Annotated in this window: 12 protein-coding genes and 1 pseudogene; 7 read left to right on the top strand and 6 right to left on the bottom strand. The window is 67.6% G+C overall.

Features of this window, described 5'->3' with window-relative positions:
- Positions 1–178 precede the first annotated feature (178 nt).
- From istA to ACRAKH_RS13410, 4 genes are all read left to right on the top strand, one after another.
- Positions 179–1420, top strand: coding sequence for an IS21 family transposase (istA, locus tag ACRAKH_RS13425; RefSeq protein ID WP_380723903.1), 1242 nt, complete (start codon positions 179–181; stop codon positions 1418–1420).
- Positions 1420–2220 (top strand): IS21-like element helper ATPase IstB, encoded by an 801-nt coding sequence (gene istB / locus ACRAKH_RS13420; RefSeq protein WP_380723904.1) that lies wholly within the window; start codon positions 1420–1422, stop codon positions 2218–2220. Before istA ends, istB begins: the two co-directional genes overlap by 1 nt.
- An 88-nt stretch (positions 2221–2308) precedes the next feature.
- Positions 2309–2680 (top strand): DUF7660 family protein, encoded by a 372-nt coding sequence (locus ACRAKH_RS13415; RefSeq protein ID WP_380723905.1) that lies wholly within the window; start codon positions 2309–2311, stop codon positions 2678–2680.
- A gap of 45 nt (positions 2681–2725) precedes the next feature.
- Entirely contained in the window at positions 2726–2881 is a 156-nt protein-coding gene (locus ACRAKH_RS13410) for an integrase core domain-containing protein (RefSeq protein WP_447009971.1), read from the top strand.
- A 433-nt stretch (positions 2882–3314) separates the two neighbouring features.
- Here the strand turns inward: ACRAKH_RS13410 and ACRAKH_RS13405 are convergent, their stop codons facing one another.
- The 5 genes from ACRAKH_RS13405 to ACRAKH_RS13385 all read right to left on the bottom strand — a co-directional run bounded on the left by ACRAKH_RS13405 (position 3315) and on the right by ACRAKH_RS13385 (position 9890).
- On the bottom strand, positions 3315–3641 hold the full coding sequence (locus ACRAKH_RS13405; RefSeq protein ID WP_380723906.1) for an STAS domain-containing protein: 327 nt from the start codon (positions 3639–3641) through the stop codon (positions 3315–3317).
- Positions 3631–7815 carry a SpoIIE family protein phosphatase gene (locus ACRAKH_RS13400; RefSeq protein WP_380723907.1) on the bottom strand — a complete coding sequence of 1395 codons (4185 nt, stop codon included), beginning with the start codon at positions 7813–7815 and terminating at the stop codon, positions 3631–3633. The genes ACRAKH_RS13405 and ACRAKH_RS13400 overlap by 11 nt, the downstream gene beginning before the upstream one ends.
- 260 nt (positions 7816–8075) lie before the next feature.
- A complete protein-coding gene (locus ACRAKH_RS13395; protein WP_380723908.1) occupies positions 8076–8459 on the bottom strand; it encodes a hypothetical protein in 384 nt (127 codons plus the stop codon).
- Between the two features lie 49 nt (positions 8460–8508).
- Positions 8509–8943, bottom strand: coding sequence for a hypothetical protein (locus tag ACRAKH_RS13390; RefSeq protein ID WP_380723909.1), 435 nt, complete (start codon positions 8941–8943; stop codon positions 8509–8511).
- 359 nt (positions 8944–9302) lie between these two features.
- Positions 9303–9890 carry a hypothetical protein gene (locus ACRAKH_RS13385; RefSeq protein WP_447009848.1) on the bottom strand — a complete coding sequence of 196 codons (588 nt, stop codon included), beginning with the start codon at positions 9888–9890 and terminating at the stop codon, positions 9303–9305.
- Positions 9891–10294: 404 nt separating this feature from the next.
- Here ACRAKH_RS13385 and guaD point away from each other — a divergent pair, with 404 nt between their 5' ends.
- Positions 10295–11743, top strand: a complete 1449-nt coding sequence (gene guaD / locus ACRAKH_RS13380; protein ID WP_380723911.1) for a guanine deaminase — start codon at positions 10295–10297, stop codon at positions 11741–11743.
- A gap of 229 nt (positions 11744–11972) precedes the next feature.
- Here the strand turns inward: guaD and ACRAKH_RS13375 are convergent, their stop codons facing one another.
- Positions 11973–13817, bottom strand: coding sequence for a thiol-activated cytolysin family protein (locus ACRAKH_RS13375; protein WP_380723912.1), 1845 nt, complete (start codon positions 13815–13817; stop codon positions 11973–11975).
- A gap of 455 nt (positions 13818–14272) precedes the next feature.
- Between ACRAKH_RS13375 and ACRAKH_RS13370 the strand changes: the two are divergent.
- Positions 14273–14473: pseudogene (locus ACRAKH_RS13370) on the top strand (FAD-binding oxidoreductase); the annotation flags it as partial.
- A gap of 291 nt (positions 14474–14764) precedes the next feature.
- Complete coding sequence (locus ACRAKH_RS13365) at positions 14765–15988, top strand: hypothetical protein (protein ID WP_380723913.1); 1224 nt, start codon at positions 14765–14767, stop codon at positions 15986–15988.
- The last annotated feature ends 283 nt before the right edge of the window (positions 15989–16271 follow it).

Here is a 16271-nt window from a genome sequence, read left to right as displayed (position 1 = left end):
CGTTACTCGGGTGCTTCTGGGCGGAGGGCCAGGAGCAATCGAGCTGACGAGCATTCCGTGACCTGCGATGATCCGCTGGTGCCTGATGACAGCAGCGACCAGACGTGTCGATGTCGACGACGTGTGAAAACTGACCCCCTGGCGACGGACGAAATCTGACCCCCGTTGACAGTAGGGAGTGCTCAACGTGGAGGACTGGGCGGAGATCCGCCGTCTTCACCGGGCCGAGGGGATGCCGATCAAGGCCATCGTCCGGAAGCTCGGTGTCAGCCGTAACACCGTCCGGCGGGCTCTGGCCGCGGACGAGCCGCCGCGATACCAGCGGCCGGCGAAGGGGTCGATCGTGGACGCGGTCGAGCCGGAGATCCGGCGGTTGTTGGAGCAGTGGCCGACGATGCCGACCACGGTGATCGCCGAGCGGATCGGCTGGACGAGGTCGATGACGGTGCTCAAGGACCGGGTGCGGGAGCTGCGGCCGTTGTTCGCGCCGCCGGACCCCGCGTCGCGGACGGAGTACCGGCCGGGCGAGCTGGCGCAGTGCGACCTGTGGTTCCCGCCGGTGGACGTGCCGCTGGGCTTCGGGCAGGTCGGACGCCCGCCGGTGCTGGTGATGGTGTCGGGTTACTCGCGGGTGATCACCGCGATGATGATCCCGTCGCGGCAGTCGCCGGACCTGCTGGCCGGGCACTGGGCGCTGATCGGCGGTTGGGGTCGGGTGCCTCGGGCGCTGGTCTGGGACAACGAGTCCGCGATCGGCCAGTGGCGCGGCGGGAAACCGGTGTTGACCGAGGCGATGAACGCCTTCCGCGGAACGCTCGGGATCAAGGTCGTGCAGTGCCGCCCGGCCGATCCCGAGGCCAAGGGCCTGGTGGAACGCGTCAACGGCTACTTCGAGACCTCGTTCCTGCCCGGCCGCGGGTTCACCTCGCCGACCGACTTCAACACCCAGCTCACCGACTGGCTGGTCACGCGCGCCAACCGGCGTCGACATCGCGGCCTGGGCTGCCGCCCGACCGATCGATGGGACGCCGACCGGTCCTCGATGCTCGAGCTGCCACCGGTCGCACCGGTCGTCGGCCGGCGGTCCACGACCCGTCTGCCCCGCGATCACTACGTCCGGGTGGACTCCAACGACTACTCGGTGCACCCGACGGCGGTCGGCCGCCGGGTCGAGATCACCGCGACCCTGGAGGAGGTCCTGGTGACGCTGGACGGCACCGAGACGGCCCGACATCAACGGTGCTGGGCGGATCACCAGAGCATCACCGACCCCGCCCACGTCACCGCCGCGGCCAGGCTGCGGCAGTCCCGCCGCCTGGCCGCGGTCCCCGCGGTCGACACCGATGTCGAGCACCGCGACCTGACCGACTACGACCGCATGTTCGGCCTCGCCGACAGCACGGACGAGGAGATCGCCTGATGGCCGCCAAGACCGTCAACACCAACAGCCGCAACGTTTCCAGCGAGATCGCCTACCTCACGCGGGCGCTCAAGGCGCCGTCGCTGGCCGCCGCGGTCGAGCGCCTGGCCGAACGAGCCCGCGCCGAATCCTGGTCGCACGAGGAGTTCCTGGCGGCCTGTCTGCAACGCGAGGTCGCCGCACGCGAGTCCCACGGCGGTGAGGGTCGCATCCGCGCCGCACGGTTTCCGTCACGCAAGTCGTTGGAGGACTTCGACTTCGACCACCAACGCTCACTCAAACGCGAGTCGATCACGCATCTGGGGACGTTGGACTTCATCGCGGGCAAGGAGAACGTGGTCTTCCTCGGCCCGCCCGGGACCGGCAAGACCCACCTGTCCGTCGGCCTGGGGATCCGCGCCTGCCAGGCCGGACACCGGGTCGCTTTCGCCACCGCCGCCGAATGGGTCGCCCGCCTCGCCGAGGCCCACCACGCCGGACGGCTGCAACCCGAACTGGTCAAACTCGGCCGGATCCCGCTGATCATCATCGACGAGGTCGGCTACATCCCGTTCGAAGCAGAAGCGGCCAACCTGTTCTTCCAGTTGGTGTCGTCCCGCTATGAGCGGGCCAGCCTGATCGTCACCTCGAACAAGCCGTTCGGCCGCTGGGGCGAGGTCTTCGGCGACGACGTCGCCGCCGCCGCGATGATCGACCGCCTCGTCCACCACGCAGACGTCATCTCGATGAAGGGAGACAGCTACCGCCTCAAAGACCGCGACCTCGGCCGCGTCCCACCGGCCACCAAGACCAACGACTAGATCAACAACCATCCAGGGGGTCAGATTCCATCCGACCACCGGGGGTCAATATTCGAACGCCGTTGACAGTCGACGGTGTGGTCGGCTCGTGCGGTTGAACCGGGATCACTACAGGACGTTCGAGCGGATGCACTACGTGTGCTTCCACTACGAGTTCGAGCACGGCTTGGCCTACCCGGACGCAGATCCCGACGACGATTGCGGTGTCCCCGGTTGCCCATCGTCGCCGGCGGCGCGACACAAGGATCGGCTGACGGCGACGGTGCGGGCGTTGCTGGCTGACTGGTCGGATGGTCCGCCCGCGAACTGGGAGAACCGCTCGCTTCCGGACTACCTGGAGTCGCTGGCTGCCTGGCTGGATGACTGTACGGGCTACTACGCCAGCCGAGGTGTCCCCGTCCCCTGGAACGGTTGGGAGGTCGTTCAGGACGCGATGCGGGCTGCAACGATCTACGAGTAGTTGCGTGCTCATGCCTTCCCTCCATGATGATGTCCTGAACCACCCATCAGACGCGAACTCCTCGACCACATCCTGATCCTGGGTGAAGCGCACGCACGACAAGTCCTCACGACCTACGCAGACCACTACAACCGACACCGCCCCCACCAGGCCCGCGCGACCAACTACCACCCGAAGCTCATCAGCACCCCGCCGCGATAGACGACGTCGACACCTGCGGAGTGCTCCGCACCCGCATCCTCGGCGGCCTCGTCAACGAATACACACAGGCCACCTGACCAGCAGCGATGACTTCTCGAGCGGCACAGGACCCGGCTCGACCTACCGGCCTCCTCGACGTCCGGCCAGGCCGGCGCCGTGAGAACAGCGTGCGCACGTTCGCTCCGAGGTGACGAGTGCTCGTCCGGGCACTTGCCGGCTTGCACGAGGCGGTCCGGATCCGCTGGAGCACCGACTGTTCCATCAGTCGACCTCCGAGCAGACCGATCTGCCCGACCGGTTCGGAGGTTGCACGACCGTCAGCGCTGTCCCGCCGCCGGATACTCCTCCCTCGGTGATGACGACTCGCCGGCGATGGCGGCGTTGCCGAGCCCGTCACGGCATCACCACGCCGAGGTGCCGATCCCTCCCGGTGTCAGGAGTCCGCATCCGCCTTGTGTTCGTGCACCGGGACGGCCTGGACGAGTCCGCTGATGCGGAGGATGCGGAGGACCGGGCCTCGGGGGTTGACCGCCAGTTCGATCGTCCGACGCTCGGCCTGTTCGAAGAGGACGTCGATGCCCGCGCTGTCGAGGTAGGTGACCGCACGCAGGTCGATGACCAAGGTCGTGTCGGACGTCAGGGCGTTGTCGATGGCTTCCCGGAGCAGGGGCGCGGTGGCGAAGTCGATCTCGCCGGTGACGATGAGCCGAGCCGTGCCGTCGGCACGGTCGAGCAGCGTGGTGACCAGCTCATCGGTCATCGCCGAGCCTCTTTCGCATTGTGACGGTGGTGCCGTCGGGCCTGTGGTCGATGTCGACGGAGTCCATCATGGCCCTCATCATCGCGACGCCGCGCCCGCGGGTGGTGGGGGCGTCGGTCGGAGGTTTCCAGGACCCGGTGTCGCGGACGACGACCAGGAGTCCGTCCGGGTCGTGGCGGATGTCGAGGACGACCACCCGAGTGGGGTCGGACCCGTAGGCGTGCTCGATGGAATTGGTGCAGGCTTCGCAGACGACGAGCAGGACGTCGTCCACTGCCTCCTCGTCGAGCCCGACATCGACCAGCCACAGGCGCAGGTCCCGGCGCAACGGCGCGAGTCGCGCCGGGTCGGCCGGCAGAAACACCCTGAACTCGTCCGCGGCCCGCGGTGGGTGGCGGTACACCAGCAGGGCCACGTCGTCGGCTCCGCTCTCGCCGGACAGGAGCCGGTCGATGATCTCGTCGGCGAGGGCGTCCGGGGCCAGGTCCCTGTTCGCGACCGCCGAGGCGGCGAACAGGTCCAGCCCCACCTCCAGCCCTCGTCCGCGCCGCTCCACCAACCCATCGGTGTAGAGCAACAGGGTCGATCCCGGCGCGAGGGTCGCGGTGGCCTCGGGTCTCGTCGCCACCGGGATGGTGGCCAGGGGCACGGAACCGGCCTGCTCCAGCAGTTCGGCCCCTCCGGCGGCGTCGACCAGCAGGGCCGGTGGGTGGCCGGCACTGCTGTAGCGGACGGTGTGGCGGTGGATGTCGATCAACGCGCAGAACACCGTGGTGCACCGCGCACCGGGGATGCGCAGGGCGAACTCGTCGAGCACGCCGAGCACCTCGCCGGGCGACTTCGCCTGCAGCAACAGGGCCTGCGCGGCACTGCGGAGCTGGCCCATGACCGTGGCGGCGTGCAGACCGCGCCCGACGCAGTCTCCGACGACCAGGCCGAGCACCCCCTGGCCGAGGTCGACCACGTCGTACCAGTCGCCCCCGACCTCCAGCGGCCGCTCGGCGGGCAGGTAGCGGGCCGCCAGCCCGTCCGGCAGCTGCACCGGGCTGAGGATGGCGCGCTGGAGGACCGTGGCCACCTCGTGCTGATCGTCGAACAGGCGCGCCCTCTGCAGGGCCAGCCCGAGGTAGTCGCAGAGAACGCCGAACAGGGCACGGTCGTCGGCCGACAAGAGCCTGGGCGGATCGAAGTGCACCCACACCGCCGTCCGATCCCCGATGGGCGCTCCCATGCCGACACTGGGCTGCGTGGGCACGGCCGCACCAGCCTGCGTCCCCGCGCCGAGACTGTCGTCGGGCTCCACGTGCAGTCCGTGATCGCGGCGGATGTGATCCAGGGCCGACCGCATGTCCTCGGGCAGTGATTCCCACGATGGCACCGGCGGATCGGCCAGCACGTCGGTCCGACCGCCGGCATCCCACGACGCCTCGACGACCTGCTTCGCGCTCCACACCTTCCGCAGCTCCGCCAAGCCCGCCACGAGCACGTCGTGGACGTCACTGGACTGCGCCAACCGCGCGGTCAACCGGGCCAGCGGTCCGGCGCGGTCGATCGAGCGCAACTGGGGGGTGATGTCCCTGGCCGTCCCCACGAGCATCCGGTCGCCGGTACGGGGGTCGTCCAGCGCGTCCAGGGACAGTGAGATCCACACCCGGTGACCGTCACGGTGACGGAACGGCGCCTCGATCCTGCTGCGGCCGTCGACCAGGGCCGAGGCGATCGCCGCTTCGACGTTGTCCCGGTGCTCCCCGTCGGCTTCGGCGTCGGGCCACCACGGGTGCGCAGCGGTGTACGGCGTGCCGTGCTGGTCATACCCCGTCAGCGCCTCGAAAGCGGCGTTGACCTCGATCACCGCGCCGCTGGGATCGGTGATGAACACACCGTCCTGGATCGCGGCGACCAGGGCCGAACGCCACGCTGACTCGTGGTTGCGCGAACGGGCCAGTTCGAGGTTCGACCGGACCCTGGCCAGCAGTTCGAGTGAGGAGAAGGGCTTGACCAGGTAGTCGTCCGCCCCGGCGTCCAACCCTTGGATCTCCGCCTCCTCCCCCGCCCTGGCCGACAGCAGGATCACCGGAATGGTGGCAGTGGCCGGGTCCGACCGCAGCGCTTCGAGCAGACCGAACCCGTCGAGGCGGGGCATCATGACATCGGACAGCACCAGGTCCGGTCGCTCTGCGCGGGCCAGCTCCAGCGCCTGCCGACCGTCAGCCGCCACCAGCACCTGCCAATAGGGGCTGAGCAGGCGGACCAGCATCTGCCGGAGATCCGCGTTGTCGTCGACCACCAACACCCTCGCCCCCGGGGTGCTGCCCGGCAGCGGGTGCGAGGGCGGTGCGCCGGGAGCTCCAGGGTCGGTCGCCTCCCAGCGCAGCGCCTCCTCCAGGTACGCCGTTGCCTGGTTCGGACGTGTCGAGGGGGCATCCGTGATCGGCGCGGCGGTGTTCGGCACTCCACGACGCGGTATCCACACGGTGAACGCGGTACCCACTCCGGGCTCGCTCTGCACCGACACCATCCCGCCGTGCAACGTGACCAGTTGGTGGACCAGCGCCAGGCCGATCCCGCTGCCCTCGTGGGAACGACCCTCCGCCGATCGCACCCGGTGGAAGCGCTGGAACAGCTGCGGGATCTCGTGTGCGGCGATGCCCACACCCGTGTCGGCGATCCTCAACTCCACTCCGTCGCGCCTGGTCCGCAGCGCGACGTCGATCTGACCGCGGAGGGTGAACTTGAGCGCGTTGGACAGCAGGTTCAACACGATCTTCTCCCACATGTCGCGGTCGACGAACACGCCCTCGACATTCGCGAAGTCCGTCCGCAACTCCAAACCCGCGCGCCGGACCGCGGGCGCGAAGGACGCGACGATCCCGCTGGTGAACCCGCCCAGCTCCGTCTCGACCGACTCGGGCCGCGCCCGTCCCGCCTCGATCCGGGAGAAGTCCAGCAGGTCGTTGACCAGGCGCCGCAGCCTCGCCGCGTTGCGGCGGATGGTCTCCAAACGCTCGCGCTGAACGGGTGCGAGCGGGTTCGCGTCGTCGGCCAGGCCGTCCTCGGCCGGACCGGCGATCAAGGTCAGCGGTGTGCGGAACTCGTGGCTGACGTTCGAGAAGAACTCGGTCTTGGCCCGGTCGAGCTCGGCCAGCGCCTGGGCGCGGCGGCGCTCGTGGTCGTAGGCACGCGCGTCGGCCACCGCCGTGGAGACGTGACCGGCGACCAGGGACAAGAACGACAGGTAGTCCTCGTCCAGCGCACGGTGCGGGCTCACACCGGCCAGCAACACTCCCGCGGTGTCGTCGCTGCCGGAGGCCGCGATGGGCAGGGCGACGACCGCGTCGGGCAGCGTGTCCGACATCGTGCTCCACCCCGGCGTGAGCAGGCCCGCGCAGCGCTCGGCCACTCCCCTGGTCACCCGGACCGCACCCGAATCGACCACGTCCCACACCGACCAGGGGTCCTGCTCCCGCGTCACCAGCCGCGGATGGTCGTCGTGCCCCTCCACCAGACCCTGACTCGCGACGAGCCTGGCAATCCCGTCACCGGTGTCGCACAGGTGGATCGACGCGAACGGCAGGTCGGCCCTGTTGCGGGCCAGCACGTCGATGATCGCGCGGCATGCCTCGTCCACGCTGCGCGACTGCGAGGCGGAGACCTCACCCAACTCCCGCAGCGTCCCGAGACGGCGTTCACCCAGAACGCGCGAGGTGGTCTCGGTGACGGCGGTGAACACACCGGCCACACGTCCGGACTCGTCCCGGATGGCGCTGTAGGAGTAGGTGAAGTACGCCTCCTCCAGGTAGCCGAACCGATGGGCGGGCAGGAGCTGGTCGTCCGACCACGTCGCCTCACCGGTCTCCAACACCCCGCGCAACTGCTTGCCGATGATGTGCCACATCTCCGGCCACACCGACTCACCCGGACGCCCCAACGCCGGGTGCTTCGCAGGCCCCAGGATCGGCACCCACGCGTCGTTGTAGAGCAGCACGAGGTCGGGACCCCACCAGATCACCATCGGGTGACGGGAGGACAGGCAGATCCCGACCGCCGTCCTGAGACCGGCGGGCCAGCCCTCGATCGGCCCAACCTGCGTGGACGACCAGTCCAACGCCACCACCCGACGGGCCATCTCACCACCCGACTCCAGGAACGACAGGTCCGCCGGCAGATCGTGCACGTCAACCAACTCCCGAACCGTCCCGTCCACCCACCGCGCGCCACGCCCGGCACCCGACCCGACTACAGCTCCTGCGGAGTACCCACACTAATGAACACAACCGCCCCGCCTGGGTACGACGGTCGGAGTGCGTCGACATGGGGGTTGGGCCCATCCACGGTTCGCACCGCCGGGACATGCCGGGGTTGACGCCCTCGCCGCCGCGCGAACCGAGACCCGGTGGTCAACCCCGCACCCTCAACGGACACGACGCGTCGGCGCTACCCGTGGAGGCGCGTGGCCGTCGTCGTCGCACGATCAGTCTCCGTCGGACGTCTGATCCCTCCGCGGAAGCGCTCGGTGAACGACCGCGCCCCGACGGTCAACTGCTGTCCCGACTCGGTCGCCACCCCTTCCCAGCGGACGGTGGCGGTGGCGGTGGCGGCCCAGGCGCGGGGTGGCGGCGGTGCCGGGCTGTCGTGGACCTCCACGGTGAGGTGCACGGGTCCGTCGTCGCACTTGGTGAGCAGTTCTACCTGACCTGAGCCAGGGTCGACGATCAGTGCGCCGTACTGGCCGGCGGCACCGGTTTGCGGCAGGTCGTCGGCCTGCAGCAGGAAGCAGCCGTGCTCGGCCTCGATGGTCCCGGTGTACCGGTTGGTCATGATCATTTCGATCAGCCGGCCAGACCTCATGCTGTTCCGCAGAGCAGATTCAGATCAGCGCGGTCAGAACGGCACCGCCGTCCACCTGGATCAAATCCCCGGAAATAGGGACCAACTCGCCCTCGCGAATGCCCGCCCCACACATGAAACGCACACCCGGCGCCTTCCAGTAAAGTTCATCGAAGTTCCTGGCACCGAAGGAGAAATCGCAGAGAAGCCCAGGTTCCGTCGGGGAATAGAGCACCAGGAGATGACCGTGCCGCGCCGCGCGCGAATCGCCGAGCAGTGTTACCACGTCTTCCTCCGACACCCCCCGGAGCCGGATCTCCCGGTGCGGGACGGCCGCCCAGTCGAGCCTCGCCCCGCTCGCGTCCCACGGCAGCGAATCCAGGTACCCGCTGAATGCCCGGCAGACCTCTGTCGGGACGATCCGCAGAGCGCCTTCGGTGAGGTAGTCCGCCAGGTGCTCAGCCTCCACGTGCACGCGATCACCTCGAGGGGAAGTAGCTCAGCACTTCCGAGTACTGAAGTTGGTCTGCGCCCTCAACCTCAATGACACCATAGTTCCAGTACGACTCGTTCGGCAAACGCCTGACACAGATCAAGAAGGACATCGACGGCACCGGACCGCAGGTCGCCGAGGACTTCTACTACGGCTACAACCCGCACACCGACGTCGAGACCCTGACCAAGGACAACGGCGACACCCGCGCCACCTACGGCTACACCGCCTACGGCAAGGACGACACCGAATCCTTCACCGGCATCGACAAGCCCGAAGCCCAACAGCCCGGCAGGGAGCCGTACAACTTCTACCGCTACAACGGCAAGCGCTGGAACCTGTCATCCAGCAGCTACGGCATGGGCTTCCGCGCCTACAACCCCGGCCTCAACCGCTTCCTCACCCGCGACAACTACAACGGCGCCCTCGCCGACATGGGCCTGAAAGCAGATTTCAAGGAGTCGATGTCCGCGACGACGTTGAGGGCGCCTCGGTAGTCCGGTCCGTACCAGCGGCCGAGGAACTGCGCCAGCAGGCCGGCGGAGGGCACCAGCAGCGGCACGGTCCTCAGGGCCTCCGACGACGGGTTTGTCCGGCAGTTCACGGGCGCTGAGGTTGGTGAGCAGGGCGACGCGTTCGCGGTGCCATTCGATGAAGTCGTAGTCCAGGGTGACGGGCCGGTCGTACTCGGCGGCGAGGCTGCCGAGCACGAGGTCGACGTGTTTGGCATCGAGACGGGCCCACAGGTCTCGGGTGCGGACGTGCTCGATCTTGAGCTGGACACCACGGCTCTTGAACTCCGCGCGCAGGGCGGGCCAGACGGCGCCGAGGAACTGCACCGTGAACTCCGTGGTGCCGACGGCGATGGTGGAGCCGACGCGTCGCCGGGTGTGGGGCAACCGCTCGCCCCAGACGCGAAACCGGATCACGATGGCGGCTGCTGTCGGGGAGGTCGTCCTCGGCAGTGCGCCGGCAGCGGCGGGGACCGCGTCGACCGAACCCGACGTCACCCTCGAACAGCGCGTGCAGGACGGTGGCGCACCCCTTATCAGCCTCGACGAGGGCGCCCAGATCATCGCCGAGTGCAGCGGTGGGCAGTACGACGGGCATCGACTGACTTCCGCCGCTTCTGATCCCACCGTCGGTACCGCGTCGACGCGGACTCCGGCACATCAGCACCCACCCCGGCGTCCGTGTGCGCAAGCGTGGGTGTGCCCCGCCTTCGACAACGCTGGGTCAGCGTAGACGGCCTCCCCTCACCGGTTGCGGTGAAAGTCCGGTTCATGGGAGGACACGAAGAGCCGGGCGGTCCACCGCGACACACACTCGTCGGATGGACGGTGTCGAACCGCGCGGTCCGATGTGGAACCGCCGCAACTTCCTGGCAAGCCTCGGCGTGCTGGCCACGCCCACTGTGCTCACCTCCCCCGCCCATGCTGAACCGACCGGCGGTAAAGGCCGGACGCTGGTGCTGGGTTGCGTGCTGCACTTCCTGGACGATCCGGGTGACGCGGCCGAGAACGGACCGTGGGAGCTGTTCGAGCGCGGCGCGCTCGTCGTGGAGGACGGTCACGTCGCCTGGGTGGGCGACCGCGATGCGCTGCCCCCGCGTCATCGGGGTGGCGTGGTGGTGGACTACGGCGACCGGCTCGTAGTGCCCGGGTTCGTGGACTGCCACGTGCACTACAGCCAGGTCGACGTCATCGCCAGCTACGGCAGGCAACTGCTCGACTGGCTGCAGACGTACGTCTTCCCCGTCGAGTCGCAGTTCGGCGATGCCAACCACGCCCGCAAGATCGCCGGGTTCTTCCTGGACCGGCTGCTCGCCTGCGGCACCACCACCGCCAGCGTCTTCCCGACCGTGCACACCGAGTCAGTGGACGCCTTCTGCGCCGAAGCGCGCCGGCGCGAGCTGCGGATGCTGTGCGGCAAGGTGCTGATGGACCGCGAACCGTTCGCACCGCCGTTCCTGCGCGACCCCGACGTCGACACCGCCCGCGCGCAGACCCTGGAACTGGTCGACCGCTGGCACGGCGTCGGACGGCTCGGCTACAGCCTCACCCCCCGCTTCGCGCCCAGCTCCACCGAGGCCATGCTGCGCATGGTCGGCGAGCTGCGCGCCCAACGACCCGACCTGTGGCTGCAAACCCACCTCGCCGAGAACACCGCCGAGGTAAAACTGGTGCACGAGCTGTTCGGCGGACGCTCCTACCTCGACGTCTACGACCGCCACGGCCTGCTGGGACCGCGCTCGCTCTACGCGCACTGCATCTACATCGACGACCAGGACCGCGCGCGTCTCGCCGAGACCGGGTCCGCCATCGCGTTTTGCCCCACCTCCAACCTGTTCCTGGGCAGCGGCCTGTTCGACCTGCACCACGCCCGTGCCGCCGGCGTCGCGGTCGGCCTGGGCACCGACATCGGCGCGGGCACCAGCTACTCGATCCTGCAAACCCTCAACGAGGCCTACAAGGCACTCGCGCTACAGGGACAACCGCTCTCCGGCCACCGCGGCTTCTACCTGGCCACACTCGGCGGCGCGCAAGCCTTGGACCTGACCGACAGGATCGGCAACTTCAGCCCCGGCAAGGAAGCCGACTTCGTCGTCCTCGACTGGAACGCCACCCCGGAACTCGCCCGCCGGACCCGCGTCGCGAAAACCTTCACCGAGCGCCTGTTCGCCCTGATGACGCTCGGCGACGACCGCGCCGTCCACGCCACCCACGTCCTCGGCCGACGGCATCACTCCACACACACCATCCCCATTCCTGCCGGCCGATGACAGCAGGACCGAAGCCCTCCCCGGACGAGGTCGGTCCGTCGACGAGAATGCTCGCGGCCCACCAGCGGGAACCGAATGTTCGAGCTCGACGAGGCGGCTGGAGGGGAATCGGCGATGTTGTTGCGCCGCCAGCCATTCGTGGGCCCTGCAGAAACAGGGACACATCGGTGAGCCTCTTTTTGGTCGTGTTTGCGTGTGCCCGGACGGGCGGTCTCGTCGCGCCAGTGCATCACCGCTTGCATTCGACTCCGAAAGTGCCGGTGAAGTGCCAGTTGGGGTCTTTGTACCCCGTCTTCTTCAGCACCTCATCGGTGACCTCCACCATGTGCACCCAGTGGTAGCTCGCCGGAAGTCCAAAGACGTGTTGCGGACTGGGCCGGACGTAGGAATACGTTACGGGCGCTTTCAGCACCTCATTGCCGTCGTTGTCGCGGATGCGCACGGACAGCTCGAGTGCCAACTGTCCTGCGGACAGGCCGAGCTTGGACCTCTGCCGATTGCTGAAGGTGCTTCCGAAGTCCCTGGGCTTCAGCACGCCCTTGTGCACCTTGCCTCCGCACTCGAAAGACAATGGGCCGAGCGTGTGGGCGACCTTTATCATCTCGTCAAGACTCTTCGTCACCGAGTCAAATTTGCTGAGTTCGGGGGGGAGCAGTTGCAAGCCTCCCATGCAGTAGACTTCTGCCCACTCCGCCGGCGCGCTGGCCAGTTCCCGGCTGACGATCGTGTAGCGAGCGGATTCGCCCATACGGGCCACATCCCGGGTGGCAAGGCTCCGCAGTGCGAAGCCGGTGATCGCGTACTTGTCCAGCGACGGTGCCTCCTCGGCCTTGAAGTACTCCGCGATCTTCCCCTGGGCAATCAACCGGTGTACGTCCGAGGCGTTCCCGCCGGACGAGTACACGGTCGTCTGGCCCTCACGAAGCGTCTTTTCGTACTCTGCCTTCAATTCAGCACTGACCGACGCCAGCCCTTCGTATGAGGCCTTGATTGCAGCCTTGGCATTCTTTGAGTTCTCCGTCGTCTTGAACTGGAATATGAGCCACCGCCCGAAGGTGACATCGGAGACCAGCAGCGGTGGGTTTTCCTCTCCGATTGCACCCTGTCGAATCAGTGTCGCAAGTTTCTTTTTTGTGAACGACGGCGCGAACCAGTCGCCCGGGGAAGGTTTAATCTGGCACGTCGTCGTGTATACGCGCTGGATGAAACATGCCACGATGTTCGTTTGCTTCGACTTCACCTCAGTCGATCCGCTGACTTCGCCTTTCATGCCGAAGTACGATGCGGAGACGCCCATTTCCAGCAGTGCCGCCTCCAGCGATTCCGACTCGACCATGTTGAAATACATGTCGCCGGCAGGCGATTGCTTTTCTTTGAGCAGGTTCACACGAGCCTGATTGACGGCGTTGCGGGACGCGGCGATGTCGGCGGCCGAGATGTCCCCGGTGCCGCTTAGATCAGTATCGATGGTGATCCTGGTACGATCGGCGGCAGCAATGGGGACGACGGACAATTCACCCAGTTTCGCCTTCGCGCCTTCCACTAGACAGCCCGACCACAACGCCGCCAAGGACGGATTCGGCATCAACAGCTTGTCCGGAGTGGTGCGGACATCAACCTCGGTCCGTTCGACCACGTACCACTTTCCACTCGATTCCTCGACGACCGGGCCGATCGACTCCTGCCTCCTCCTGGTGGGGTATTCCGACACCAGACTGGACCAGTCCCTGACCTTTTCTGTGAGATAGTTGTTCATGTCGGCCGGTTCGTTCGCATCGTCGGCGTTGATGGCGACCGTCGTGGATACGACGACATCACCTCGCAGTGCGCGGATCAGAACGGGTTCCGACATGTCCGCGCTCACCTGAATGCTGCACTGCTCGGCGTTGAGAACCACGGGCGGAGGAGGCGGGCTCCCGTATGGACTGCGACTGTCCTGCGGCAGCTGCACAAGGTACCGGTCGGCGTCAGGCACCGGGGCCCACTGCAAGGGTGCACCTGGCTGATAGGTCAGCACCTCCCCGTCGCTGTCGGCACTGGACAACGTGGTGGCGGACTGGTCGGCAATGGCCATCGACATCTCCCTATCGGTGCATGGATCCGCCGCCGTACGTACGACAGACCGCCTTCCACACTGGCGGTATACCTCCGGCCATCACAGCTCTTCACCCGTCAAACAACCACTGTGATAGCGGAAACCCACGGATGTGGTGCCATTCCGGGGACTTGGACTGCACCCTTTGCCACCACAACACGACCGTGCGTCCCTCAAGGGTGGAGGCCCGGCCTGACGCTCCACCCGACGGGATCGGTGGTCCGACTCGACAACCGTGCCCGACGTGCCCCACGGTCAGCCCTGCCACCTTCGTCGATGTCGCCGGGCGCACCGCCCGCACAGCGGCAGGACCACCTCAGCCGGGTGGAAAGAACAGCCAATACCGTCCGGGATGCGATTGACCGGCTCGACTCGGTCCGCGCCGTGATCGACCTGGGTCTGCTGCACGCGGTCGAGCACGACCGCGACACCGGCTGCATCGCCGTCGAACCCGGCCGAGCCTGTGGGACGTCTACTACAAGCTGCACCGCCGCTGGGGCACCACCATCCCCGGCGGGTCTAGCGCCACGGTCGGCGCGGGCGGCCACATCGTCGGCGGCGGCTACGGCCTGCTCCCCCGCCGCGACAAGCTCACCGTCGACCACCTGCACGGCGTCGAGGTCGTCACCGCCGACGGTGAAATCCGCCTGGTCACCCGCGACAGCACCGGCCCCGACCACGCCATGTGGTGGGCCCACACCGGCGGCGGTGGCGGCAACTTCGGCGTTGTCAGGAGCGGCATGTCAGTCAAATCTCGGTCTAGTGGCCGACGCTCAGGAACGCGGCTGGGAACGCGAGGTCGAACGGCATCAACGCACGGCCGACCGTATCCGCCAGTTGCTCGGAGAGCTGGGGAATCGCCGTGAGCATGCGATCAGCTCTGGAACGATACGGCGGTGTCGAGATTGAGCGGAGGGAATCCACCGATGAGTTACCCGCAGAAGGTGTCGATGCCCGGCCAGGTCTGGGGTCTGGCAACACCGGACGCGTCGGGGCCACTGTTCCTGACCAGCTACAACGGGCGCAATTTGTCGACCACCGTGCTCTCGGCGTTGGACCTGACAGGAACCGTGCTGTGGCGCCGCGAGTTCGACGGGCATCCCAGCCCGCCGCGTGTCAGCGACGGCGGCACGGTGTGGATCGCTCACTCCGGATCCGGAGGCCAGATGGTCAGCGAGTTGGACGCCGCCGGATCGGTGCTGCGCTCGATCACGCTCGAGCACGCGTCCCACGAACACCTCGGGGCGTTCGTGCTGCTCCCCGACGGCATCTGCGCGGCGTGGCTGCCTGCGGCCCGCCGCCGCGGCGTAGAAGCGGGTCGAACCGCCCGCGTCGCGCGCTACGACGAGGACGGCACCTGCCGGTGGTCGACGCCGGCCGTTCTCGATCGACTGGCCCATCCGGGCGTCGTTGAGACGAGCGCCGACAACGACTGGCAGGTACGACCGATGAAGCCATGGACACCGCGGACGATCGAGGTGTCGCATCGGGAGCCGCTGCTGGTCTCCGGCAACCGGATCGCGGCCACCTTCGCTGATGGCGGCAGCGGCATCGCTGTCACGTTCTTCCTGGACACCGTGACCGGGCAGGTCATCGCCACTACCCGGCCCGGTCCCAGCGCACGCAAGGCGATCGCGGGGCCAGGCGAGTTCCTCATCGGATCCCAGGGCTACGGCGCGTTCAGCACAGCCCGGTACGGCCCGTCCGGCATCGTGACAGACGAGTGGCCAAGCCACGCCATGATGCTCGTCGACCGTCATGGCTACATCCGCGGCCCAGAGTCGGAGAACGTCCTGCCGTCCCGGTCCCGTTTCCGCGGCCTCGGCCCTGGCGGCACACTGCGCGACGGCCCGGCGCTCTCGGGCTACTACACCGCCTACCCGGCACTGGACCGCGATGGCACCGCGATCTTCTGGCGTGATGGTCGGCTGCTGGCTGTCGACGCCGACTTCGAGATGCATGAGTTGTTCGCCATGGCCGACGAGCGGGCGGTAATGAGCAGAATCCTGCTGCTCGATCAAGGACAGGTCGTCTTTGCCCTGCAGAACGAACTGTTCATCTTCGGTGACACCGGCCTCGGACCACTCGACACAGGAAGCTGGCCGTGTGCAGACGGCAACCTTCGAGGCAACCCCGTCATGTACCAATGAACCGGAGCTGATGGAGCGACGGAGCGCCCGGGTCAGAAGCCGGCTCGACTGGATGACACACAACGGGGCGGATCTGAGTTCGAAGGTCCTGCAAGTGTCCAGATAAAGCAGGAACACGCGTTCGCGGCGGTGGACGGCGCCGACGCGAACGCTACGCCAGAGCGCGTCATACCCCGCTTCGCCCAGGTCGCCGAGTACACGGTGGAGTCCTCCGTTGCGCCAGCGAAGCGCGGCGACGTTCTCCACGATGAGGAGTGCGGGTCGTAGTACGCCTGCGGGCTCC

The organism is Saccharothrix hoggarensis, assembly GCF_052936025.1.
This window is presented reverse-complemented; position numbering and strand designations above follow the sequence as displayed.